The organism is Thiohalocapsa sp. ML1 (genome assembly GCF_001469165.1).
In the GTDB taxonomy this organism is placed as follows: domain Bacteria; phylum Pseudomonadota; class Gammaproteobacteria; order Chromatiales; family Chromatiaceae; genus Thiohalocapsa.
The window spans coordinates 79967-104581 of record NZ_JABX01000018.1; the positions used below are offsets into that span (position 1 = coordinate 79967).

Sequence of the window (24615 nt, forward strand, 5' to 3'; positions counted from 1 at the left end):
GTTGGTTTACTCGCGGTGGCGCCTGATTGGCTGGCAGACCCGAAGCGCGCCGGCCTCGGCCGTGCCGGCGGGGCACTTACGACCAAGGACACGAGCGCTCGCAGATCGCCGGGCAGGCCGGCGACCAACTGGGAACCCAGCCGAGACGTGCCTAGGCGCCCGCGCCCGGCTGCGGACAGCGACCTGGATCGGGGAGTAGGCGCATGTGGCGAACTATAATGTGTGCCGATCCGATTCGTCCACAAAAGGTTTCCCGTCCGTACCAAGTTTGCAGGAGGGATTACTCCGGTTCGACTAAGCGCCGTGCAGCGACCGCGCGCCGGCGCACGGACACACCGGCATCGACCCGACGCGCGAGCCCCGGCACTGGCGGCATCACAGCAAGGGTAGACAACAACGGGAATGCGCACGGCCATGGACACTTGCATCCGGACACCTACCCTACCTGAACAGTTCAGCCGAGACCTCGGCGAACTGATCGACGAGTTGACCGCCACCGGCGAGCACCTGCAACGGCTGCACTTCGGGCGCCCGAACGATGGTCTGATGGCGGACTGGCGGCAGACCATCACGTGGCTGCGGGAGCTCTCGGAGCACGGTCTCAAGCTGGCCGTGCTCGGCAGCTTCTCCAGCGGAAAGTCTACGTTGATCAACACATTGCTGGGCGTGGACTGCCTCGCGGTCGGCGTGCAGGCGACCACGGCTACAGTCACGCGCATCCGCCTCTCCCCGGATGGCCAGAACAGCGCGCAGGTGCAGTACAAGTCCGCGCGGGCCTTGCTCGCGGAAATCCAGCAGCAGGTGGACGCGGACCGGGTGACGCTCGGCAACGCCTCGGGGCAGGCCGCCGCCGCGCTGGTTGAGGCGCCTTCCCTGCCGGACATCGACTGGTCGTCGCTGGATGACGACGCCGGTGCATCCGCCTGGCTGCGCGACCACTACCTGCCTGCGCTGCGCGCCTATCTGGCCGCGACTGACCGACTCGGCACCGACCTGCCCGCGGCGGAGAGGCCCGGCTGGCAGATGGGCCGTGCCTTTCTGCGGCTGGTCAGCGTCCTGGATCGCGCCCTGATCGACCAACTCGGGGGCAGCGAGCCGGTAGAACCCGACGCACTGACGGTCTTCGTCGCCGACGAGACCCGCGCCGTCTGCATCGACGAGGTGCGGCTTGCGCTCGATTCAGCCTTCCTGAACGGCGATCTGGAGATCCTGGATACTCAATGAGGCCGCGGCGAATTCGCCGCGGAGATGCTGCTGGCGCCGTCCTTGGGCGTCACCGCCAGACTCATGCTTCAATGAGGCCGCGGCGAATTCGCCGCGGAGATAGATCGGCGCGGCCTATGTGCCGCCGTCGCTGCCGGTGCTTCAATGAGGCCGCGGCGAATTCGCCGCGGAGATCGCTGGCGCAGGGCCTGTGCCGGCGCATCGCGAAGGTGCTTCAATGAGGCCGCGGCGAATTCGCCGCGGAGATGCATCGCTCGGCAGCTCCAAGTACACACGCGGCTCCGGCTTCAATGAGGCCGCGGCGAATTCGCCGCGGAGATGGTACCGGCCATGTGCTGCGGCTAGGCTGCGATGGCGCTTCAATGAGGCCGCGGCGAATTCGCCGCGGAGATACTGGGGAATCCGAACCGCGTCACCGCTACCGCGAAGCTTCAATGAGGCCGCGGCGAATTCGCCGCGGAGATCGCATCGAGCGGACGCTCGCGGCGGGCGCCGAGCCGCTTCAATGAGGCCGCGGCGAATTCGCCGCGGAGATCGCCGGCGGCTGGTAGTACTCCGCGCCCGAGTACCGGCTTCAATGAGGCCGCGGCGAATTCGCCGCGGAGATTCGGAGTATCTATCGATGCGCATAACCAACAGACTGCTTCAATGAGGCCGCGGCGAATTCGCCGCGGAGATCCGCAGCGTGGTAGCCGCGGGCAAAGCGGAACGGCTAGCTTCAATGAGGCCGCGGCGAATTCGCCGCGGAGATCCCCCAAGGGCGATGATGGGCGCGCAAGCGGAAGCGTTGCTTCAATGAGGCCGCGGCGAATTCGCCGCGGAGATGCAATGGGGCAGCGTCCACACTTCGCCCTTGGGGGGGGCTTCAATGAGGCCGCGGCGAATTCGCCGCGGAGATGTCGGGATCGACGCTCAATCGCTACTCGCCGCAGCCATCGCTTCAATGAGGCCGCGGCGAATTCGCCGCGGAGATGGCGACGCCGACGCCGACCACGCCCACAACGCCACCGAGCTTCAATGAGGCCGCGGCGAATTCGCCGCGGAGATGGTCTGCGCGGTGCACCTGGCGGCGCTGTGATGCGTCGCTTCAATGAGGCCGCGGCGAATTCGCCGCGGAGATGGGTCGGCGGCTCAACTTTGGGGAACGCGACATGACGCTTCAATGAGGCCGCGGCGAATTCGCCGCGGAGATCTTGAAGAGCGAATAGCCGGTCTGCGGCGTCTTCCTGCTTCAATGAGGCCGCGGCGAATTCGCCGCGGAGATTGTACCACGAGGGCCTAGGCGGCGGCTGGGCGACGGGGCTTCAATGAGGCCGCGGCGAATTCGCCGCGGAGATTCCGGTCGCTCCATCTCCGCGCCAGACGGCACGTAGACATGCTTCAATGAGGCCGCGGCGAATTCGCCGCGGAGATCACGCCTGCCCATCCTCCACGCCAGAGTCAGGCAGGTAGCTTCAATGAGGCCGCGGCGAATTCGCCGCGGAGATACGCGACGGGCACGGGCCGCGTCGAGACTTTGATGAAGCTTCAATGAGGCCGCGGCGAATTCGCCGCGGAGATTGGGTTGCGAACTGCTGCGCCAGAAACCCGCATACTAGCTTCAATGAGGCCGCGGCGAATTCGCCGCGGAGATAGCGGCGGCCGGCAACGCCTTGGACTCCGTTCGGTTCGCTTCAATGAGGCCGCGGCGAATTCGCCGCGGAGATGCGGAAACGCGGTTCAGCCACAGCTCGCCGCCGCCGCTTCAATGAGGCCGCGGCGAATTCGCCGCGGAGATGCGCACCTCGTAGACATCCGCCTCCCCGGTCTCGCGCTTCAATGAGGCCGCGGCGAATTCGCCGCGGAGATCTTGTACAACAGCAGCTACCCGCCGAAAGACGCTGCGCTTCAATGAGGCCGCGGCGAATTCGCCGCGGAGATGCCCTCAAGCTCCTCGTACATAGTGGACCAGCCAAGGCTTCAATGAGGCCGCGGCGAATTCGCCGCGGAGATCAGCGTCGCCTCCGCCTGGCCTGCGTGCTGCTCGCACGCTTCAATGAGGCCGCGGCGAATTCGCCGCGGAGATAGGGCAACTCCAACTTCGGCAGCATCAAGAAGAGCTTGCTTCAATGAGGCCGCGGCGAATTCGCCGCGGAGATCCGGGCCGGCGGCGGCGCGATGATCTCACTCGCCAGCTTCAATGAGGCCGCGGCGAATTCGCCGCGGAGATGCCGAGCACAGACACAGCATGCCGCGCAGCGAGCGCGGCTTCAATGAGGCCGCGGCGAATTCGCCGCGGAGATTGCCCGGAGCGATTCTCCGCCGCGGCGCTGAAGGAGCTTCAATGAGGCCGCGGCGAATTCGCCGCGGAGATGGAGCGACTGATTGTTGGCCCGGGGCGGAGGCACAACAGGCTTCAATGAGGCCGCGGCGAATTCGCCGCGGAGATGGCGCTCGGGCAGGGGGCGGACGCCGCCGGCCTGGATGCTTCAATGAGGCCGCGGCGAATTCGCCGCGGAGATCGCGGAAGACGACGCTGCCGAGCCCGGTCAGCGCCGCGCTTCAATGAGGCCGCGGCGAATTCGCCGCGGAGATTGCAGCGGGGCGGCGGGCCGGGGGGCGGGGTGCCGCTTCAATGAGGCCGCGGCGAATTCGCCGCGGAGATGCTGCCGGTGAGCTGGCAGAGCCTCGACCGGCAGACGCTTCAATGAGGCCGCGGCGAATTCGCCGCGGAGATCCGGCTTCGCCAGGCAGCCCCACTACCTGGCCGCCCCACGCTTCAATGAGGCCGCGGCGAATTCGCCGCGGAGATGCAGCGGCTTCTCGACATGCGCGCACAGCTCAAGGCGGCTTCAATGAGGCCGCGGCGAATTCGCCGCGGAGATGCTGGTGATCTGTCCCAGCGGCGTGACCGCGTCGCGCTTCAATGAGGCCGCGGCGAATTCGCCGCGGAGATCGCGAGGCCCAATCGCCCCACTGCTGGGTCACGATCGCGCTTCAATGAGGCCGCGGCGAATTCGCCGCGGAGATACAGCTCCGCGACCCGACCCCGTCGGGATCGACGCTCGCTTCAATGAGGCCGCGGCGAATTCGCCGCGGAGATGGCGCGGGCGCGCTGCGGCCCGCGATGGCCGAGGGCGTTGCTTCAATGAGGCCGCGGCGAATTCGCCGCGGAGATTCGAGCAGCTCGCGGCGCGACTGCTCGCGGCCCGCGGCGCTTCAATGAGGCCGCGGCGAATTCGCCGCGGAGATCCCATGATCTTCACGCCCGGGTTGCGCCGCGAATAGCGCTTCAATGAGGCCGCGGCGAATTCGCCGCGGAGATCAACTGGTGGTCGATATGTCATGTGAGCCCTATGCCGCTTCAATGAGGCCGCGGCGAATTCGCCGCGGAGATGGAGGTTGGTTTCTCGGCGCATGGTGGCGTGCCTCTCGCTTCAATGAGGCCGCGGCGAATTCGCCGCGGAGATGCAAGTGAAACCGGCGGATTATGGTTGCCAGCGAGGGCTTCAATGAGGCCGCGGCGAATTCGCCGCGGAGATGGAAGATCGCCTACAACCTGTTCCTGAGCAGATATCTGCTTCAATGAGGCCGCGGCGAATTCGCCGCGGAGATGGCTGGGCACTCGGTGCCGGCGGGGATCACCGCCAGCCGCTTCAATGAGGCCGCGGCGAATTCGCCGCGGAGATCATTGAGCGTCTCCGCGAGGCGCGAGCCGAAGTCCTCGCTTCAATGAGGCCGCGGCGAATTCGCCGCGGAGATAAACAGCTCCGCGGACCGATCCGGTCGGGATCGACGCTCGCTTCAATGAGGCCGCGGCGAATTCGCCGCGGAGATCGGCGACGGCTTGCTGCTCCAGCGGCGACATAGCGGCGCTTCAATGAGGCCGCGGCGAATTCGCCGCGGAGATCGAGCCGCAGTGGTTGCATGCGAACTCGGCTTCCCGGCTTCAATGAGGCCGCGGCGAATTCGCCGCGGAGATCCCGAGACGGGGCTGACCTACTCCACCTATCTCGGGCTTCAATGAGGCCGCGGCGAATTCGCCGCGGAGATCGCTCTGACCTCGACGCCGGTACCCGCGGACGGCACCTGGGCTTCAATGAGGCCGCGGCGAATTCGCCGCGGAGATTGCGGCGGCGTCGGACAGCGAGCCGACATGGGCCGCCGCTTCAATGAGGCCGCGGCGAATTCGCCGCGGAGATGGTAAAAGTTTTTGCCCAGCAGGCTCGATCCCGCGGCTTCAATGAGGCCGCGGCGAATTCGCCGCGGAGATGTTGAGGATGCGGGCCTGCCGCGCCGGCAGGTCCGCGCTTCAATGAGGCCGCGGCGAATTCGCCGCGGAGATTTCCACGTGGAACAGCGCGAAGTTGGCACGCTGCGTGGCTTCAATGAGGCCGCGGCGAATTCGCCGCGGAGATCGTCGAAGTGGCAGGCGGCATGGAGGACACCGCCGAGCTTCAATGAGGCCGCGGCGAATTCGCCGCGGAGATGCACGCGCAGATCGCCCACCCGCAGCCGCCCGAGCAGCTTCAATGAGGCCGCGGCGAATTCGCCGCGGAGATGCGCCGAGATCCTCGCGCGGCTGTCCGACAGCTACACGCTTCAATGAGGCCGCGGCGAATTCGCCGCGGAGATAAGGCCTTCATCGGCTCGATGTCCAGCTTGGACAGGCTTCAATGAGGCCGCGGCGAATTCGCCGCGGAGATATATCGTCCCGCGCTACGCCAGCCTGTTCGCGCCGCCGCTTCAATGAGGCCGCGGCGAATTCGCCGCGGAGATGGCGAGCTGTGGCTGAACCGCGTTTCCGCGGCACGCAGCTTCAATGAGGCCGCGGCGAATTCGCCGCGGAGATCACGGGCCTGTCGCCGACTGCCGGCAGCATTACTTTCGCTTCAATGAGGCCGCGGCGAATTCGCCGCGGAGATCACGACACGGCGCCCAACGCCTCGTGATACAGCGTGAAGCTTCAATGAGGCCGCGGCGAATTCGCCGCGGAGATACATTAGACGCGGTGCGGCACTTGCGCGCGCGCCCGAGCTTCAATGAGGCCGCGGCGAATTCGCCGCGGAGATGCCTCGACGACATCGACCGGCTGTCCGTCTCCGGCCTGCTTCAATGAGGCCGCGGCGAATTCGCCGCGGAGATCGGCGAAGGCGGGGTCTTCGGAGATCTCGATATTTTCGCTTCAATGAGGCCGCGGCGAATTCGCCGCGGAGATGCGGACTGCTCGACCTCCTCGACCGCGCCGCCCATCGAGCTTCAATGAGGCCGCGGCGAATTCGCCGCGGAGATTGCACGCGCTGGCGCTGGAAGCGGAGCCCGCTCTCGCTTCAATGAGGCCGCGGCGAATTCGCCGCGGAGATATCTCGGCATCGCATTCTGCGCGATTGCGAATACGAGCTTCAATGAGGCCGCGGCGAATTCGCCGCGGAGATATCCTGCGCCGTGCCACCTTCGCCGCGCACGACGCCGCTTCAATGAGGCCGCGGCGAATTCGCCGCGGAGATATGTCGTTCGCGATTTTGGACGGTGATTTTTTCATTTGGCTTCAATGAGGCCGCGGCGAATTCGCCGCGGAGATACCCAGAGTACCTTGAGGATATGAAAAATAACTCTTGCTTCAATGAGGCCGCGGCGAATTCGCCGCGGAGATGTATGCCCAGCGCATCCAAGAGGGCCGCACCCACCTGCTTCAATGAGGCCGCGGCGAATTCGCCGCGGAGATGGCATCGCTAGCGTTTTCGTGCCACCCGATCTCAAGCGCCGCTTCAATGAGGCCGCGGCGAATTCGCCGCGGAGATCGGGCGGCGCAGCGTGCACGTATGGACCGCCACATCGCTTCAATGAGGCCGCGGCGAATTCGCCGCGGAGATTGGGTGGATGGTGTGTCGTCGCCGGGGCTGGACTTGCTTCAATGAGGCCGCGGCGAATTCGCCGCGGAGATGCAATAAGTGGGTGTGGCTGTGGGACAGCGGCGCCTGCTTCAATGAGGCCGCGGCGAATTCGCCGCGGAGATGCCGCGAGCGCGGCCGTGTCCGACTCCGCAGTGAGAGCTTCAATGAGGCCGCGGCGAATTCGCCGCGGAGATAAGTCCGAGCGCGCCGGCAGCCGCCACCCGACCGTCGCTTCAATGAGGCCGCGGCGAATTCGCCGCGGAGATGGCGGCGATGCGCCCGCGGAACGGGCTTGAGCTCTCGCTTCAATGAGGCCGCGGCGAATTCGCCGCGGAGATAGGCGCGCCAGTCGTCGTCGTCGATGTCCACGCCGGCGCTTCAATGAGGCCGCGGCGAATTCGCCGCGGAGATGGTGCAGGCCGGGACCGGCCCGAAGGCGCTCCAGACGCTTCAATGAGGCCGCGGCGAATTCGCCGCGGAGATCGCCGAGCTGGCCGACGCCGACGCCGGCATCATCGAGCTTCAATGAGGCCGCGGCGAATTCGCCGCGGAGATACTATGCGCCAGGCGCAACGGTGTCCCGCCAGGTGCGCTTCAATGAGGCCGCGGCGAATTCGCCGCGGAGATCCGCCGGTCGTCGAACTGGATGGCGCGCGTCGGCGTGCTTCAATGAGGCCGCGGCGAATTCGCCGCGGAGATGTCGGCGAGCTTGCCGCGCCAAAAGGCGAGCTGCTCGCCGCTTCAATGAGGCCGCGGCGAATTCGCCGCGGAGATGCAGATGGCCGCGGGCGTGGGCGATTACTGCGGCCTGCTTCAATGAGGCCGCGGCGAATTCGCCGCGGAGATTGTTCCTGCTGCAAAACGTCAACGCCATCCAAACCCAAGCTTCAATGAGGCCGCGGCGAATTCGCCGCGGAGATGACTCGAAATGCTCGCGCACGATCTTTCTGGTTGTCAGCTTCAATGAGGCCGCGGCGAATTCGCCGCGGAGATGGCGCCGCGGCGCAGGCCGCCTTTGGCCGTCGGGCGGCTTCAATGAGGCCGCGGCGAATTCGCCGCGGAGATCAGGGTCCCACGTTTGCGCAAAAGCATCGGCGCGGTAGCTTCAATGAGGCCGCGGCGAATTCGCCGCGGAGATGCGCAGCCGCGCCAACGATCACGCTGCGGAAGTCGATGCTTCAATGAGGCCGCGGCGAATTCGCCGCGGAGATCCGCGGCGGTGCCGACGATGCGCCCGCCGCGCCAACGGCTTCAATGAGGCCGCGGCGAATTCGCCGCGGAGATATCTGCCCGCCGGCTTCTCCGCGCCGCTCAATGTGGGCGCTTCAATGAGGCCGCGGCGAATTCGCCGCGGAGATCGCTCGCGCGGGAGCCCTGATGGGGTGCGCTTCCGGGAGCAGTTTGCGAGCGGTGGGGGGCTAGGTCAAGTTTTCTGTGCACGGCTTGAACTTGGCTTGAGGACAAGCCGGCAAGTTGCTCATTGTTAAAGATCTGTCCGTGGCGAGCGCTGGCCGGGTTTTGGGCGGCACTGGAGCGCTCGCGGGCAGGCGGCGGAGTGCCTCGTGTGCTCGGGCTCGCTGGGATCAGGCGAAGCGCGGACGCGCGTTGGTGTCGTTCTGCGCCGGTTCAGACAATGATCGGCGCTTGCTCCACGGGCGTAAAGTCCGCTTTGCCCAGGCTGACCACGTGCGGGGTGATGTGGTCGGCGTCGCCGAAGTCTAGGAGCAAGATGTGATCCTCGCCGTGGTGGATGACGCCGTCAAGCAGGCTGATCAGTTCCGCATGCTGCTGCCGGGTGAGGCGACACTGAAAGACGGAGAGCTGCACCCACTCGCCGTAGCCTTTCATGAGCTTGAACACGCGCCGCCAGCGGCGCTGGTCGGAAATGTCGTAGGTCACGATGTACAGGCGCTGGTCCATCGTCGGGTCTCGGCAGCGGCTTCGGGGCAGGGCACGTCAGCGTGGGGTGAACTGCGGGAAGTGGTCCAACTCGCCTTGCAGGTGGCGCGCAAAGAGGCGGGCCTGGACTTCGAGCAGGCGGCGGTAGCTGAGCCGATAGCCGAGCAGGGGGTGCGTGACCTCCTGGCTCAGGCGGCGCTCGAAGGTGGCGATGAAGCGCTTGCGTCCGTCCGAGCCTAGCGCGACGCTGCCGGCGGCGCGGATAAAGTCCGTGGGGCGGACCTCGCCGTTGTTGATCGCCTGGATGACGGCGGAGTCGGCGAGTAGCGGGCGGTACGGTTCCATCATGTCCAGCGCAAGGGCCGGGCGCCCGTAGCGCGGCTGATGATAGAAGCCGAGGTAGACGTCGAAGCCGACCGCGGTCAGCGTGTTTGTCCAGACGCGGGTCAACAAGGCGTAGGCGAACGACAGCAAGGCATTGACGGGGTCGGTCGGTGGGCGGCGATTGCGCTTGTTGAAGTCGAAGCTCGGGGTCGGGTCGTCGCTCGGCGGATTGAGGAGGTTCGGCAGCTCGCGGAAGTAGCGGGCCGCCGCGCTGCCCTCGACGCCGAGGAGCGACTCGAGGTCCGGGGCCTTCTGCGCCCGGCGGATGTCGCCGTTGATGTCTTCGAGCAGCGCGGCCGGTGCGCCCTCCGCGCCCTTCCAGTTGCGGCGGAGCATGGTGCGGGCGTTCTTGATTTTGGCCTCGACCAGGGTCTTGGCGATGCGCAGGCACAAGGCCGGGTCGTCGGCGCCGCGGAACTGGGCGCGGCGCAGCTCAATATTCTTGTGCCCGGTGCCGACCGTGTGCCCCATGAGCCAGCCGCCGTGGCTGTGCCAACTGATGGGAATGTTGCGCCGCATCAACTCCTGCATCGCAGGCGTCGTGACGTAGACGTTGCCGAAGATGGCGAGCTGCGACACGTCGATGAGTCGCGCCTCCTGCACCTTCTTGTCGTCGATGGAGACCTCCAGCCGCTCGCCGGACTTGCTCACCTTGGCGTGGAAGGCCTGCACATAGAGCGGCAGCCGGGTGTCCATGCCGACGGCCAGCGGCCTCGGGGCGATGTCGGCGCCGCGGAAAAACGCGGTCTCGTCCGGCAGGCAGATGGCGTTCAGCGAGCAGCGCGGGCACTTGGGGCTGTCTTCCAGGGGCGGCGGGATGCGCCCGCCCGCGGCCGTGAAGCGCAGGCCGTCGATGGTCTGCCGTGTGAGCGCGAGCAGCTCGTCGTCGAACATCACGCGCACGCGTTCGCGGCTGCCGGCGTAGTACAGGACACCTTCGGTACAGGTGTAGCCGTGCTCGGCCAGGATCAGGCCCTGCACGCAGAGCTGCACGCGCTCCGGGTCATAGGCGCCGCGCGACACGTGCGGACGCTTGCCGCGCTTGTAGTCCACGGGCGTGACGGTGGTGCCGCTGCCCTCGATGAGGTCCATGCGCGCGATCAGCCCCAGCCGCGGGGAAGCCAGCTCGACGGAGCGGGCGTGGATCTTTTCATCCGGCTCGTCGTCCTTGCCCTTGGCCTGTTCCACCGGCGGCAGCTTGCCGCCCGGCTGGTCGACACGCCGATGCACCCAGCGGCCCTCGACGGTGTCCGCCGAGTCGTCCCACTCGCCTTGCACCCACTCAAGGTAGGCCAGCCGCGGACAGTAACAAAACTCGTTGATCATCCGCGCCGGCAGCAGCGGCACGTCGCCGGAAACCTCCGGGAAGGGGAGTGCGAGATCCTGCTGGCCTTCTGTCGTGTAGTTGCCCATGGTGTCCTCCTGCCGATGTGTTCCTGGCCGTTGCCGGGAGCGGACTGCTGTGCCCGTGTGCTTTATCGAACACCGATACACGAGATCCGAGTATAGTCAGCGTTTTGCGTTGTGTGGCGGCGGATGGTGGTTGTTGGGTCGGGGATTTGCTTTAGCGCAAGTACGCGGACATTACCAAACGCCGTTTGACGGTGCGAATGACAGCTTTCCTTTCGCGCCGGATACGCGGTCAGCGCTGAAGGCGGCGAAGACACCTCGTTGTCGGTGGACGTGGGGGCGTCCAACTCCCTCCCATAAAAGCGACCGTACAGTCGGCAGGGTTGCAGGCACATTCCAGAGCGACCAGAAGAACGTGACTCTCTGTCGATGCCGCGTCGAAGCAACAGTGACTGCCTGCTTGCGCGGCGTGACCGGTAACAAAGAGAAAGCTGGAATGGCAAGCGCCTGCGCGCCAAGCTCGGTCCTGAAGTCATCCGTCGTCGTTGGATTCGAGAAGCGGAGCGCATAGAGCCGCTCGTCCGACGGATCGAGGCGAAGAGTAGGTTTTCGCGTGCCAAGCTGGAGTTGCTTACGCTTCTCGTCCGGTACGCTGTAGGCCCTCCGCCAAGTTTCAAGCAACGCAAGCCGCACATGCTCATCCTCGACGAGTTTAAGAATATCGCGCATGGATTGAATCAGGTTCTGATGGCTTGCTCCGTTGGCCGCGCACAGCGTAGACTCGAACGTTTCGTCGCCAACGATACATGCCAAACCAGCAAGAAAGTCCAGCTTGTCCGGGTCGCTCTGGCGCGCAATGCGCTCGTAGTTCGACTGCGTGAAGTCGCTAGGCTTCCCCAAGCCTGCAAGCGACTGTTCAAGGTATGGCAGGAGCTTCCGCAACCTAGTCAGAAGCACTGGAGCGAGTTGGTCTTTCGCCACCGGGGAGCAAATCACTGCCGTCCCATCCTGCTTAAAAGCCAGTCTGGGAACGTTGAGCTTCTCCATACGCGCGTGGTCGTCCAGCAGCCACAGAGTGCCTAATGCGGAAAGAAACCCCCAGAGGTGTTGACCATCGATGCCTTCAAGTGTCAGCGTCTGCATTCTGTTCCTCCTCGCTCGCCCGGTGATCGGCCAGGCGAAGGATCGCCTCCAGCCAACACAGTTCCTGCCAACCGTACTTCGCGACCAGCCCCCAAAAACGGTCCGCAAGCGGCGAGTCGAGGCGGTGAAGTCCGTTGCAGGACGTTGTTGCGGCAAAGTCGATCTCGCCGAAAGTGTTGCTCGTGTGCCCGGCAAGCATCACATCGACAGGACTCTCATCGATGAGAGCCGGCGCAAAAGGGCGGCAGTAGCCGTGATGGCTCGCGACCAGATGTAGGACCAGATCGAGATCGGGCTCGTTTGTCGCGCCTACCTCCTTCAGTTTCCCCTCCACGGCCTCCAGCCGTCCATGGACCATCGCGAGCGACTGTACCTCATGGCGCGCTCCTCGTGGATAGCCGCTCTTCCGCTGCGCCAGTCGGTGCGCCGCGCGCGCGCCGGGCGGCATCGGTGATTTGGCCCAAGGCGTCTCATCCTTGAAAAGGTCAATCTCGCTCCCGCCCCGCAGCATGAGCTGAAAGCGCCGGTCGGCCTTGCCAATGTCGTGAAGCCATGCAGCGAGCGCGATGTGCTCGGCGAGGGATGTGCCGAGCCCGCAGCGTATCGCGTACTCCCGCGCGAATGTCTCGACGTCGGCGCTGTGCTCGGCAAGCGAGACCTTACGCCCCGCATGAAAGGAGTCGTCGCCGTCGGTTGTCAGCTCGATGCCGTTTTCCAGCGTGTCTTCGGGCCGGACGACACGTCGGAGCTCTGCGAGCCGCACGCGCTTCGCCTCGATCACCGTCCAGGGATCGTCCCCTGGTACGACGAGGGAACTACCTCGCTTGGAGAGCTTCTCTGCCCAGAGGCGCTGCCACGCTGGCCAGTCGGGATTCGAGGCGAGGATGCCGAGCGTGGTTCGCGCCTCGTCGGTATCGTCGAGCGGGAGCGCGAGGCCGAGCTTGTCGATAACGGCGTGATGTAAGCGAAGCACAGGCCGCGCGCGCGCGAAGAACTCCGCCTGCTCAGCGCGGTCTTGAACCGGCTCGGTACAGGCAGAATCGAAGCAAGCGCGTTGGATACCACCGTAGGATGCCGGCACGACGATGGTGTCACCCGGCTTTAGTGCGGGCTCCGACTCGGACTGCGCCCAGACGATCTCGCTCTCTTCGCCTCTCCAGCGGAGCGCGCGTCGCCCTGGTGTTCTCGGCACGTCGCGGTCGTCGGGCGTCGCCCCCTCGGTATCACCGAGATCGTGCATGGCCTGACTCCCGAGCCACGCCCGCGCCGTCACGAAGGGCAGCGACATCGCTTCAAGGCTCGAAGGTCGAACCGACGCAACGATGGCGGTCGCGGCCTCAATGTCGCCGCTCTGAAGGACCATTTCGGAGAGATCCGCCCGCCATACAACCTGGACGTCGGGTGGTCCGCTGCTTGGGCCGTGCAGCCAAAGGCTCACGTCGGGAATCTGGCTGGGCGCGGGTGAGGTTTGCGCCCACAAGTCGAGGTACGCGGGCAACAGCGTCGGTGCATCCGGTTTGGGTGCGAGCAGCTTTTTCAGTTCCTCGCCGCTCGGGAGGTCGAGCGCGAGAATACCGAAATCGAGTTGGGCTCTTCTGGCCAGTCGCTCTTCGGCCTGCTGCTTCGCTTCTCCGCTGAGTTTCTTGGCCTCGTTTTTGAGCTTGGTCAGCTCGGCCTTCAGCCTCTTTTGCCGCTCGTTCTGCCGGGCTTTTAGCCACTTGATGGTTTCAAGGAGCTTTTCGCCGTAGATAGGATCGTCCTTCACGGATTTGTCGTAGACGATCATGCCCTCGCTGTCCTTGTATTCCCCAAGGCGGTCCACCCGGCCAAAGCGTTGTCGAAGGCTGTCTAGGCTTGCGGCCTCCGTAACGAGGGCGTCGAAGTCAAAGTCCGCGCCCGCCTCTATGCACTGGGTGCCAACAATGATGCGTCGCGGGCTATCGTCGCTCCGGTTGCGCCCCGTCTGCACTGCTGGACGCAGCTCACGCAGCACGTCGTCCCGGTCGAGGGGTCGCATGCGGCCCGTAAGCAGGGTTACCATCACATCGCTTCCCAGAGACTCGGTGAGCTCCCGTGCGATCGCGCTCGCGCTAGCAACACGGTTGACGACCACGGCAACCGTGCGATGCCGTTGGAGCAGGTCCTTCGCCTGATCGGCGCACGCCTTCTCCAGCGCGGTCCGATCATCCACCTCTATAAGCTGCGTGGGCTTGCTCGCGTGCAGGCGCGGGCCGAGGGGCGAATCGGGCTTCTTCTCGCCGTCGAGCAGGCTGAACCGTATCTTTGGTTCAGCACCAGGCGTCGCCGACAAGAACGCGTGTGCAAAGCGGCTCTTCACGCCGCTACCCGAGAAGCGCGTCCGCAGGTGCACAAGCTGATCGAGCGTCTGCCTGAATGGCTCGGAGAGATGGACTTCATCAAGGAGGAGCAGCGTGTCGTTCGCCAGCAGGCCCGCATGCACGGGCTTCATGCCCTGGCTTACACCGTAGCCCTGCATCAACATTCGCGAGCCCACCTGGTCGACGGTTGAGGCGACGACGAGCGGCTGATCGGGCGTGCGCGCCCAGCCGTCGTCCTTCGGCATGCCTCCGCGGAGGGTGAATACGCCGATGGGCTCCTCCCCCTTGCGCGTCAGGGAGCGCAGCCGCCCGGCGACCTCTAGCACGATCGGATCCGTGCTCGTCACCAAGGCGCGCAACAAGGATCGCCCGCGTTCGGCCACCTGATCGACAACGATGCGGCGGTCCACGACCATCACAACACGGCGAGGACACCAACGCTCTGAGTCCTCGTTGGTCACGTCGAGCGCCAGCGCGAAGAGCGCGATGTCAATGCATGTCGTCTTGCCCACCCCGGTTGGAAGGTCGAGCACCTTCGGCCATGTCTTGTCTCGGACGACCTGCTCAAGCAGCCGCTGTTGCCATTCGAAGGGCCGGGTGCCGCTATGCACGGCTGCGTGAAAGGCACCGAAGTCGGATGTGGAAAGCGTCATCGGTCCTCCACGGGTAGGCACAGACCAAGGCCGAAAAAGCGCCCCGCACCGAGCAAGAGCGGGCCTCTCACGGGCGCCTCGAAGCGGATGTCGGCGTGCACACGAACACGCGGGGTTCGACCTGGGCGGCCAGGCCATGGCAGGAAATCACGCACGTGCTGCGTCCCCGGAAGCAGCGGCGCCAGGGACACCTCGACCGAAGACGGGCGAACCCCGACGACGCGAAGGCATGCCTCGCGGATGCTCTCTTGTGCTTCCAGCGCGGCCTTATGCGCGGTGCGGTCCAAGTTGCTGCGCAGGTTGCCCGGGTTTTTATCGAGGGCGATCGGCGTCGCGGTGATGAACCGCTTGGAGGCACGGCACCACCGTGTTGGATCAAGGGCAGCCTTTGCTGACACATCCACGCGCCGAACAATAAAGGACGGCAGCGTTCCACCTGCCAGCGTCAGGTTCCTTCGCTGGTCCGAACGTTCTTGCTCCCACTTCGCGACGAGCCGAAGGAGCAGTTCGCGCTCCTTCTCGCCGAGGTTACGCGGCAGCACCAATGCGATACCCATGATCGCTCCGTCGGCGTGTTCGTTTCCGACGTTAGGCAGCGCGACGAAGGCGACATGCGGCTGTTCCGCCGGACCGTTCGCGGCGTGACCCGAGAGCACGGTCGGAAGGTCCTGACTGCCGTGGATCTCAATCAGCGCGCCACGCAGCGCACGCGCGAGATCGGTCGCGCGAGTAGCGACCGGGCGTGATCCGCCGACGCGTTCGAACATGACCCAGTCGGTCGAGAACAGGCTCTCCGCCGGGGGAGGATGCGTGGCGGCGTTGGACGGCGCGCGATAGCGTTGCGGACGTGCGGGGAGTACGCGGCTTTGGACGCCCTTATGGTGCACGAAGGCTCCTTCGAGCCGCTTGAGCTGGCCGGGACCGACCACACGCAGGACGATGTGTCCCTCGTCGCTTGGAACAAGCGTTAGGGCGACATCGCGCTCGATGACGCTGCATCGCACGAGCGAAGACGAGTGGCCCAGTCTGGTTACACGCGCGCAGAGTTGTTCGAGCGCGGCCCGATGCGCAGAAGGATCGGCCGTGGGCCAGACGAACGCGAAGGTCGGCGTCTCAGGGAGCACGACAGGGAAGGTGCGTACTTGTCGCGTTCGGCCCTGTTGCCGCTTCATGCGGCCTTTGTCATCCTTGCCGCCGTAGCCGACGAATGGCGCGGGCATGAGTGCAGTCGCCGTTTCGAGCGCCGTGGCCGATGGTGACAGATCGACAACCTGTGGCGCAGCAATCGAGGTGGCGAGTCGCCGCTCAGCTTTGTCTAGGGTCCTTTTCGCACCTGCAAGAGCCACCTTTAGAGCCGCCAGATCCTGCTTCGGCTCGGCCAATGCCTGCTTCTTGTCGGGTGCCGTCGTCCGCTGGCGTTTGAGCTCGTCTTCTATTGCCTGGAGCCGCTCTTGGGCATCTACAACGGCCCGTTCGGCAGAAACGAAGCTGTCTCGCGCAATTTGCGCATTATGCTCGGCTTCACGAATCTCAGTGTCCAAGCAAAGTGTTACGTCGTTAACTGGTACATATACATCCTGTACCTGTCGCCTACCTATCCGCGATTCTGTATCGACCCACAGCGCTGGCGCTCCCTGCTGCTCGATCCATATGAGCGCCTCTGTCTCGGACCGCTTCGCGTCCTTGTGGTCGTGGAGTGCTGCAACCAGTGCCGAGAAAAAGCGTGCGGGATGTGGTGGCCATTCGGCCCGTCCGCGATCATTGTGGGCGGTCGCCGCATAGCGCCCCGTTAGGAGCTCGACCTCGATGGCGAGCATCACTCGTCTCCTACGTCGGCCTCTGCTGCCGCAAGCTCGCGACTCTTTCTCACGAGGTCGGCGAGCTTCGGCGAAGGTGTGAGCACTGCGAGGGGTTCGCCGGCAGGCTTATCGAACTTAAGCCCATCGGGTAGCGCCTCAACCGTATCGTTGTACAGCGCGATGGCACCCTCAAGGTCCAATTCTACGGGCTTCGTCATGCCATCGGGACCAACACTCTCCAACCGCAGGCAAAGACTCTGCTTCTTCCCATCAATCTCCGCTATGCGTGGGACGAGCAGGCAACGCGAGCGGAGATCATGCCCGCGGCCTTGGGCGGCAAATATGGCTAGCAACCCGAGCGCAGCAAGAACCATGCGGGCTTCCTTTGCTCCAGTGGGGAATTCTAGACGGCGCAGCGAGGCGAGCGAGAGCACCACCGTGTGCTTCGCCTCGTCGATGGTGACACCGCCGGAGACCTCGTCGATGCTGGGCGCGATGTTGCCGAGGACAATCGCCGACGGCTTCCCTGCCTTCTCTTTCTTACCGACCTTGACAGGCTGATCGCCCTCCGTCAGTGCTTGCTCTGGGTCCAACGTCCACATCTCATCGCGGCTAGCCGCCTTGTAAATATCCTGGTCTGTCTTGCCGGTTGTAACGGGATCGATACGGCTTGCGGTCTTGCGGCCAATGGCAGCGTTGATGCCGACGATCTCTGAGACTAGCGTGCGCTGGAACTTGGCGCCAAGGCCGCCTTTCGGCCCTGTGCTGTCCCACAGGCCGAAAACCAGCCCCGTCGGGCAAACCTTGAACAACGCCGTCGCGTTCCTGGTACTGGCGTCCGTGAAGGACTTGCCGATTTCCGAGAGCCGGAAGAGCTGACCGTCCAGCAGGCTGTCTCGCAGCAGTGCATCGGATATGCGGTGAGGTGCAGTGAGTGAGGTAATCCGGCCCACCTCCGGCGCGACCGAGCGGAAGTCGATGCTGACGACCGGGAGGGCAATCTTCTTATCGAGCCAGAGTGCCTGAAGCGCCTCTTCCATCCGGTTCGCTTGGCTCTGCACCGAGTCGATGAGCACGCACTTCACGTCGTGCCCGTTGATACGGCGCGTTTCGAACGCGTACTTCGCACCGGCTTCTGGCTTCTTGTTCTTTTCGTCCAGAGCATGGGTCGGCGGAAAGATCTTGTCTCCCGGCCCGCCGGCGGGCTCCAGCGTCGCCGTCCCGCGGATGGCAACGGCGTCACCGGCTACTAGGTTATGGAGTTGATCGACGCTCAGTGACATTGGCTCTCTCCTGTTGAGTAAACGTTGTTCCGCCAGCAGTCGCACACGCGCGCATCAGACCAGGCACCGCGGCGAGTCGGCGTCGTTGCGGAATCATTCGGTGCCAGATCCACTGCCGAAGCCCGTCTGGATGCGGGCAGCGCGGTTCAGGCAGTCGCTCTCGGACGCGAGCGTCCGTTGCCAGTCTCTTGGCTCGTGTCCGCCTGACAGCGTCCGGAAGCTGTCGTCGTATTGCATGGTTCCGATTCCTGGGTCGCGGGTCTCTGGCCGCATCGCCGGGGATTATCCGTGTTTACCCTGTCAGAACATGACAGGAAACCCCCGATCGTCGGATAGCGTGGAGATCGCTCCGTACACATATGGGGTTAGCGCGCGGCATAGACGCCCTACGCCTCCCCGCAACTACTCCAACGGCGTGGTGTTCAGCGCGGGCGGGGCGGTGACTTGGCAGTCGGGGCCGCTTTTGCTCTGGTGCCGGGGCTGTGCCTCGGCATGGCTCGCCGCGGCTCTGCCTCTCGCCGCGTCGTGCGCTGGCGGCGGAGCCGTGGCGGCGGGTGCCGAGGCGGCGCGTCGACGCCAGTCGGGATGCCTTTGTGCTGGGCGCTTTGCTCGCATCGCACCGGGGCGCAGAGCGCCCGGAGACGCGCGACACCGCTGGAGCGGTGTCGCGAGAGGACTCCGTTGGATCGATGCGCGCGCGCGGCGCGGGGAGCGCGCGCAGGGCGGGCGCAAGGTCGCCGTGCTGCGCCGTCACGGCTCGTCCTTCGGCGCCCGGATCGACAGCCCAAGCGGCGCCAGCAGCCGCTCCAGCTCGTCTTTGAGCATCTGCTCGTCTACGGGTTGGCCGGCGAAGGCCATGCTGCGGGCGACCTTGCGCGGGATGAGGCGGAGGCTGATGCGCAGGCGTTGTTCGGGGGGCAGCTCGCGCCAGCGGCGAATATTGGCTTGCCAGGGTTGTTCCGGCATGGGGTTGCTCCGCGGGGGTGTTGGGTGGCGAATGCGGGTTAGCGGCTGTCCGTCTCGGCATAGACGCCCAGCGCCCCCCGCAGCCGCTCCAGCGCGGCGGCGCGCAGCTCGGGTGGGGCGATGACTTCGCAGTCGGGGCCGTATTTGAGGATCTCCATCAGCAGCTCGTCGGGGCGGGCGTAGGGGAGGCTGAGCTGGCAGCGGCCGTCGGGGAGCCAACTGGCTTGCTGGTGGTGGTGCCATTGTTCTTCGGCGACCCAGCGGGCGCGCTCGGGGGTGAAGCGCAGGATGGCGGTGGCGGTGGGTGGGCCGGTGAAGCTGCCGTAGGCGCTGTCGAGGCGGGCGTCGAGGTCGGCTTGGGGGAGGTCTTCGGCGGGGTCGGGAAGAAGCTCGGCGGTTTGGATGCGCTCGATGGCGAAGCGGCGCAGGTCCTTGGCGTGGTGGCACCAGTTGTCGATGAACCATCTGCCGTTGAGCCAGGTGAGGCGCTGCGGGGAGATGTCGCGGGGCGGCTCGTCGGCGGCGGTCGGCCGGCCGCGGGGCAGGTAGCGGACGCGCACGCGGCGGCGCTCGAAGAGGGCGCGGGTGATGAGCGCGAAGGTGTCGCCGGGGCAGGGGCGCATGCCGGGGGCTTGCAGGCGGACGCGTTGGGTGATGTCGGCGGGGGCTATGCCGCGCTGGGCGAGCAGGCGCTCGATGCCGGCGTGGATGGCGGCGGTTTCGGCGGCGAGCGGGCTGGGCCCGAGCTGCGACAGAAGCTCTCTGGCGGCGAGCAGGGCGTGCAGCTCTGCGGTGGTGAACCAGAGGCCGGGGAGCTCGTTGGTGCCCTCGGGCGCGGCGTTGGCGAGGTACCAGCCGCCGCGGCGGCGGTCGAAGCCGAGCGGTGCGCCGAAGTCGTCGCGAAAGCTGTGCAGCATGCGCCGGGCGGTGGATTCGGAGCATTGCATCTGCTCCGTGAGCTGCCGCAGCGTGATGGGGGTGCGACGGTTCTGGAGGATGCGCTTGAGCTCGGTGATGCGGTGCAGTTTGTCCATGGCCATGGGTCCGTGGTCAGCGGTGCCGTAATTATGCAGTAATCGTGTACATGGGGGCCAGCACCAGGGCGCGACGGGGTGGTGCGGTAGCGGTCGCGGCTGAAGCCGCTCCCACGGGGGAGGCGCGGCGCGGTGCTGTGGGAGCGGCTTTAGCCGCGATGGGGCGGTGCGGTAGTCGTCGCGGCTGAAGCCGCTCCCACGCGGAGGCCCGGCGCGGTGCTGTGGGAGCGGCTTTAGCCGCGATGGGGTGGTGCGGTAGTCGTCGCGGCTGAAGCCGCTCCCACGGGGAGGCGCGGCGGGGCGCTGTGGGAGCGGCTTTAGCCGCGATGGGGTGGTGCGGTAGTCGTCGCGGCTGAAGCCGCTCCCACGGGGAGGCGCGGCGCGGTGCTGTGGGAGCGGCTTTAGCCGCGATGGGGTGGTGCGGTAGCGGTCGCGGCTGAAGCCGCTCCCACGGGGGAGGCGCGGCGCGGCGCTGTGGGAGCGGCTTCCGATTGGCGCGGGGGCGCGTGCTCGGTAGACTGCGCGTTTTGCCTTCCGCGCTGTCCCGGCGCCGCCGGGCGCTTTTTCACCTTTGCTGTCCGCAGCAGTTGCCGCATCGAGACCGAAATCCAATGACTGACAATAACGTGACCTGGCATGAGCACCAGGTGACTCGGGAGGCGCGTGAGCGCCTGAACGGCCACAAGGGCTGTGTGATCTGGTTTACGGGGCTGTCCGGCTCCGGCAAGAGCACGGTGGCCAACACGCTGGATCATCTGTTGTGGGGCTACGGCTTCCACAGCACGGTGCTTGACGGCGACAACGTGCGGCATGGGCTGAACGCCGGCCCCGGGGTGCTCAAGGACATGCACGGCGAGGTGTTTGCCGAGCGCTTCGGCCTGGGCTTTACGGCGGTGGACCGGGAGGAGAACATCCGGCGCATCGGTGCCGTGGCGGGGCTGTTCTGCCAGGCGGGGTTGATCGCGCTGACGGCGTTCATCAGCCCCTATCGCCTGGACCGGGACCGGGTGCGCCAGACGCTGGGCGATGGCGAGTTCATCGAGGTGTTCATGGATACGTCGCTCGCGATCTGCGAGGAGCGCGACCCGAAGGGGCTCTACAAGAAGGCCCGCGCCGGTGAGATCAAGCACTTCACGGGCATCGATGATCCGTACGAGGCCCCGGAGGCGCCGGAGCTAGTGCTGCAAGGCGGCACGGAGACGCCGGAGCAGTTGGCGCACCGGGTGATCGATTATCTGATTGAGCGCGAGATCATTCCGCGGCCGGCGGGGCGCTGAGCCTGCGGGAGCCGGGAGCGGCGGGTGGCCTTTAGGGGCGCCTGCCGCGCTCGACGCTGACCGGGAAGCGCGTGCGCGGCGGTGGCCGCTGTGGTTGCTGCTGCCAGGGCGCGGTGAGCTGGTCCGCAAGCCAGACGCCGAGCGGTCCGAGCAGCGCGATCCAGGCCCAGCCGGGCAGTGGCAGCCCGAACAGCGCCGGGCCGCCGAGCAGCGGCAGCTCGGTGATCCAGGCCGGCCCGAGCCACACGTTGCAGCCCTGCACGACGAGCCCCAACAGCACGGCCGCAAGGGCCGGCAGCAGCACGCGGCTCCAGTCACCGTCGATGATGCCCGCAAAGGGCGTCGGCCGTCGCCTGAGGTGCTGCACCGCCACGGCGAGGAGGAGCGGTGCGCTCAGCGTGAGCGGATAGATCCAGTCCGGCCACAGCGCTGCGCCGGCGAGGCCGAGCAGCGCGACGCCGGCCAAGATCCAGCCTTCCTGGGGTGCCGGCCCGATGTCGTCGCGCAGCTCCGCGCGATTGACGGCGCTAAGCAGCGCCGGGAAGGACGCGAGCCATTGCCGAACGCTCAATAGCGCCGGTAGCAGCACGGCGTAGGCCAGCGAGCAGCCGAGCACGAAGGGCACCGCCTCGGTGGCGTGCGGGTAGCGCCAGAGCTCCAGGAACAGATTGAGCCAGTAGAACAGCCAGCCGGCGGCCAGGCTGGCGGCGAAGAGGCTCGCGAAATAGCCGGGGCGCTGGCTCAGGAGGGAGCTGCCGGTGCGCCGCTGGGTGTCGGCGTTGGCGAGGATGGCGAGCGCGAGCAGCACGAGCCCGATGGTGGCGTTGACGGCCGCGGCATCAGCGGTGATGACGGCGAGCAACAGCGCCAGTGGGCCAAACCACGCGAAGCGCGGCAGCCGGCCTGGCGGCGACTTCGGCAACCGGCCGGCGCGCGGCCGCCGTGGCCAGGCGGTGAAGGCCACCGCGGCGAGCAGCAGCAGCACCAGGCCGTCCAGCACCCAGGTGTAGAGCGGGCTCGGCTGGAGCGGGTCCCAGGCGCGCTCGCGCAGCGGCAACTGCAGCAGCTCACTCAGCGGGATGCCGCCGAGCATGGCGCCCGCGAGCGGCAGGAGCAGGGTGATGGCGGCGACGGCCAGCAGCGGCATGGGAAGATTGAAGATTGAAGTTTGAAGGGTGAAGTTTGAAGAGAAGTTTGAAGGGTGAAGTTTGAAGTTTGAAGTTTGAAGTTTGAAGTTTGAAGAGAAGTTTGAAGTTTGAAGTTTGAAACGCGTCCGTGGTCTCTCTTTTTCACCCTTCACCCTTCACACTTCACCCTTAACTCTTCACCCTTCACCCTTCACCCTTCAAACTTTCGTCAGGGCCGGATGCGGTCGATGGTGACGCTGACGGTGCCGGCGGCGGTGCCGGAGATCGGGCCGGTCTGGCCTTCCAGGTCGCCGGGCTGCGGCATGGCCTGGCCGCTGGGCGAGACGCGTGCTCCGACCACCACTTGCGGGAAGGCCGACAGGCTCATCTCGGGCATCATAGCCATGCTGTCGTCGAGATGCACGGTGGCGGGCAGGTCGGCGACGGTGAGCCGCTGTACGGCGAGCGGCATCGGCGGGCCGGCCGCGGCGCGGGCGAAGACGAACACCGATGTCTGGGGCGGCAGGCGTCCGGTGAGCCCCGGCGCGAGCGCGACGGTGACGTCGATGCCGGCGGATGCAGCGGCCGGTTGCTCGGGCGGCGTCGCGGGCGCACTGACGGCGGGCGGGGCAGGTGCGGGCTCGGCTGTTGGCGCCGGTGCTGCCGCGGGCGCGGTGTCGTTGGCACGCGCACGGTCTGCGGGCGCGGGCTCTGCTGCCTCCGCCGGCGCCTTGGCCGCGCCGGCGTTCGCGTTGGCGGCGAGGCGCATCTCCAGGGGCACGCCGGCGCGCTGCTCGGCCTGATCGATGAGCTGCTTGAGCTCGGCGGCGTCTTCGCTGGCCGGGTCCACCTGCGCCAGCACGCGCTTCCAGGCCGTGGCGGCGGCCTGGTACTGCCCGCGCTCGAAGGCGACCATGCCGGCGAGCCAGCGCGCCGTGGCGTTCTCGGGGTCCGCCGCAAGGGCCGCGCTGATCAGCTCGGCGGGCTTGCCCTCCAGGCTGCTCTGTTGATTGGCGGCGATGCTCTCGGCGTAGGCGAGGGTGACGGCGACGTCGTCCGGCAGCAGCTCGTGCGCGCGCGCGAAGGCTTGCTCGGCGTCTTCGGTGCGGCGCATGGCGAAGTAGGTCCGCCCGAGCATGGTCCAGCCCTCGCCGTCGTCGGGGCGCTCCGCGAGGCGTTCTTCGAGGCGCTGCACCAGTATGTCGAGCGACGGCATGCCGGCCGCTCCGGCGTGCTGCTGGCCGCCGCCGGCCCCGGCAAGCTCCAGTTGCGGGATCAGGTGGCTGGCGCCGAGGCCCCAGTACAGCAGCATGGCCATCGCCGGTATGGCGAACACGAGCGCGGCGGCGGTGAGCAGCGGCCCCGGCAGCTTCACATCGGCGCCGGGCTTGGGGTCGTTGGGGCCGAGGCTTGCGGTGTCGCGCAGCAGCTCGCGTTCGAGGTCGCGGCGTGCGGACTCGTATTGGGTGCGCTCCAGCTTGCCGGCGGCGAGGTCGGCATCGAGCTCCGCGAGCTGTTGCTTGAACAGATCAAGGTTGACGCGGTCCTGGTCGATGTCGGCGTCGGTGGCCGCAGCTCTGCGGCTGCCGAGCAGCGGCGCGGCCACGAAGAGCACCGCCAGGAGCATGAGCCCGGCGGCGAGGATCCAGAAAATGGTCATGGTGTCCGTGTGGTGGTCTTGTCAGGTGGTCTTGTCAGGTGGGCTGGCGGGGCTCGGCGGTGTCGGGCGCCGCCGAGTCGTCGAGCAGGGCTTGCAGGCGGGCGCGCTCCTCGGGGGAGATGTCACCTTCGGGCGCCGGCTTGCGGCTCAACACCGACCGCAGCATGAAGAACGCGGCGATGCCGATGATGATGAAGGGGCCGAACCAGAGCAGATAGGTGGACGGCTTGAGGGGCGGATCGTAAAGCACGAAGTCGCCGTAGCGGTCCACCAGAAAGTCCAGGATCTCGTCCTTGGATTGGCCCGCGCGCATCATGCGGTAGACCTCGTTGCGCAGGTCCTGCGCCAGCTCGGCCTGGGAGCCCGCCAGGGATTCGTTCTGGCACACCAGGCAGCGAAGCTTGCCAATGAGGTCGCGGAACTCGGTCTCCTGCGCCGGGCTGTCGAACTGGAACTCTTCCAGGGTGTAGGCCTGGGCGGCGGCGGCGGCGAAGATGATCAGCGCGGCGGCGAGGATGGTCTTGATCATGGGGTAAGAAGTACGGAGTACGGAAGAGGTACGGAGTACGGAGTACGGAAGAGGTACGGAGTACGGAGTACGGAA

The 24615-nt window shown here is 66.3% G+C and carries 13 protein-coding genes, 1 pseudogene and 1 CRISPR repeat array; of the genes and pseudogenes, 2 read left to right on the forward strand and 12 right to left on the reverse strand.

Going from position 1 to position 24615, the window contains the following annotated elements; genetic code table 11:
• Nucleotides 1–546 precede the first annotated feature (546 nt).
• Nucleotides 547–738, forward strand: a pseudogene (locus tag ML01_RS31365) (dynamin family protein); the annotation flags it as partial.
• Between the two features lie 476 nt (nt 739–1214).
• A CRISPR array of direct repeats spans nt 1215–8455; the repeat unit is 36 nt; unit sequence GCTTCAATGAGGCCGCGGCGAATTCGCCGCGGAGAT.
• Between the two features lie 268 nt (nt 8456–8723).
• On the opposite strand, the gene cas2 reads toward ML01_RS31365, so the two are convergent.
• From cas2 to ML01_RS13270, 9 genes are all read right to left on the reverse strand, one after another.
• Nucleotides 8724–9017 (reverse strand): CRISPR-associated endonuclease Cas2, encoded by a 294-nt coding sequence (gene cas2, locus ML01_RS13235; RefSeq protein WP_058555873.1) that lies wholly within the window; start codon nt 9015–9017, stop codon nt 8724–8726.
• Between the two features lie 36 nt (nt 9018–9053).
• Nucleotides 9054–10793 (reverse strand): CRISPR-associated endonuclease Cas4/Cas1, encoded by a 1740-nt coding sequence (locus ML01_RS13240; protein WP_058555874.1) that lies wholly within the window; start codon nt 10791–10793, stop codon nt 9054–9056.
• A 171-nt stretch (nt 10794–10964) separates the two neighbouring features.
• Nucleotides 10965–11873 carry a hypothetical protein gene (locus ML01_RS13245; RefSeq protein WP_058555875.1) on the reverse strand — a complete coding sequence of 303 codons (909 nt, stop codon included), beginning with the start codon at nt 11871–11873 and terminating at the stop codon, nt 10965–10967.
• Nucleotides 11854–14865, reverse strand: a complete 3012-nt coding sequence (gene cas3u / locus ML01_RS13250; protein WP_058555876.1) for a type I-U CRISPR-associated helicase/endonuclease Cas3 — start codon at nt 14863–14865, stop codon at nt 11854–11856. The genes ML01_RS13245 and cas3u overlap by 20 nt, the downstream gene beginning before the upstream one ends.
• A complete protein-coding gene (gene csb2, locus ML01_RS27285; protein WP_082674246.1) occupies nt 14862–16682 on the reverse strand; it encodes a type I-U CRISPR-associated protein Csb2 in 1821 nt (606 codons plus the stop codon). The genes cas3u and csb2 overlap by 4 nt, the downstream gene beginning before the upstream one ends.
• Nucleotides 16682–17947, reverse strand: a complete 1266-nt coding sequence (gene cas7u / locus ML01_RS13260; RefSeq protein WP_058555878.1) for a type I-U CRISPR-associated RAMP protein Csb1/Cas7u — start codon at nt 17945–17947, stop codon at nt 16682–16684. The genes csb2 and cas7u overlap by 1 nt, the downstream gene beginning before the upstream one ends.
• A gap of 93 nt (nt 17948–18040) precedes the next feature.
• Nucleotides 18041–18184, reverse strand: a complete 144-nt coding sequence (locus ML01_RS28745; RefSeq protein ID WP_156427709.1) for a hypothetical protein — start codon at nt 18182–18184, stop codon at nt 18041–18043.
• Nucleotides 18185–18697: 513 nt separating this feature from the next.
• The gene (locus ML01_RS13265) at nt 18698–18913 is read right to left on the reverse strand and encodes a hypothetical protein (protein WP_058555879.1); all 216 of its coding nucleotides are present in this window, start codon (nt 18911–18913) and stop codon (nt 18698–18700) included.
• Between the two features lie 38 nt (nt 18914–18951).
• Nucleotides 18952–19947, reverse strand: coding sequence for a YafY family protein (locus ML01_RS13270; protein WP_162268020.1), 996 nt, complete (start codon nt 19945–19947; stop codon nt 18952–18954).
• A 611-nt stretch (nt 19948–20558) separates the two neighbouring features.
• On the opposite strand from ML01_RS13270, the gene cysC reads away from it, so the two are divergent.
• Nucleotides 20559–21224, forward strand: coding sequence for an adenylyl-sulfate kinase (gene cysC, locus ML01_RS13275; RefSeq protein WP_058555881.1), 666 nt, complete (start codon nt 20559–20561; stop codon nt 21222–21224).
• Between the two features lie 31 nt (nt 21225–21255).
• Here cysC and ML01_RS13280 read toward each other — a convergent pair whose 3' ends face one another.
• From ML01_RS13280 to ML01_RS13290, 3 genes are all read right to left on the reverse strand, one after another.
• Entirely contained in the window at nt 21256–22371 is a 1116-nt protein-coding gene (locus ML01_RS13280; protein WP_058555882.1) for a hypothetical protein, read from the reverse strand.
• A gap of 209 nt (nt 22372–22580) precedes the next feature.
• On the reverse strand, nt 22581–24011 hold the full coding sequence (ccmI, locus tag ML01_RS13285; RefSeq protein WP_058555883.1) for a c-type cytochrome biogenesis protein CcmI: 1431 nt from the start codon (nt 24009–24011) through the stop codon (nt 22581–22583).
• Nucleotides 24012–24045: 34 nt separating this feature from the next.
• Nucleotides 24046–24540 (reverse strand): cytochrome c-type biogenesis protein, encoded by a 495-nt coding sequence (locus tag ML01_RS13290; RefSeq protein ID WP_058555884.1) that lies wholly within the window; start codon nt 24538–24540, stop codon nt 24046–24048.
• Between the last annotated feature and the right edge of the window lie 75 nt (nt 24541–24615).

Bases quoted from the DNA above. Each gene is read 5' to 3' on its own strand.
- cas2 (WP_058555873.1), bottom strand. From the start codon at position 9,017: ATGGACCAGCGCCTGTACATCGTGACCTACGACATTTCCGACCAGCGC.
- ccmI (WP_058555883.1), bottom strand. From the start codon at position 24,011: ATGACCATTTTCTGGATCCTCGCCGCCGGGCTCATGCTCCTGGCGGTG.
- cysC (WP_058555881.1), top strand. From the start codon at position 20,559: ATGACTGACAATAACGTGACCTGGCATGAGCACCAGGTGACTCGGGAG.
- ML01_RS13280 (WP_058555882.1), bottom strand. From the start codon at position 22,371: ATGCCGCTGCTGGCCGTCGCCGCCATCACCCTGCTCCTGCCGCTCGCG.
- ML01_RS13270 (WP_162268020.1), bottom strand. From the start codon at position 19,947: ATGGACAAACTGCACCGCATCACCGAGCTCAAGCGCATCCTCCAGAAC.
- ML01_RS13290 (WP_058555884.1), bottom strand. From the start codon at position 24,540: ATGATCAAGACCATCCTCGCCGCCGCGCTGATCATCTTCGCCGCCGCC.
- cas3u (WP_058555876.1), bottom strand. From the start codon at position 14,865: ATGACGCTTTCCACATCCGACTTCGGTGCCTTTCACGCAGCCGTGCAT.
- ML01_RS13265 (WP_058555879.1), bottom strand. From the start codon at position 18,913: ATGCCGGAACAACCCTGGCAAGCCAATATTCGCCGCTGGCGCGAGCTG.
- ML01_RS28745 (WP_156427709.1), bottom strand. From the start codon at position 18,184: ATGCAATACGACGACAGCTTCCGGACGCTGTCAGGCGGACACGAGCCA.
- ML01_RS13240 (WP_058555874.1), bottom strand. From the start codon at position 10,793: ATGGGCAACTACACGACAGAAGGCCAGCAGGATCTCGCACTCCCCTTC.
- ML01_RS13245 (WP_058555875.1), bottom strand. From the start codon at position 11,873: ATGCAGACGCTGACACTTGAAGGCATCGATGGTCAACACCTCTGGGGG.
- cas7u (WP_058555878.1), bottom strand. From the start codon at position 17,947: ATGTCACTGAGCGTCGATCAACTCCATAACCTAGTAGCCGGTGACGCC.
- csb2 (WP_082674246.1), bottom strand. From the start codon at position 16,682: ATGCTCGCCATCGAGGTCGAGCTCCTAACGGGGCGCTATGCGGCGACC.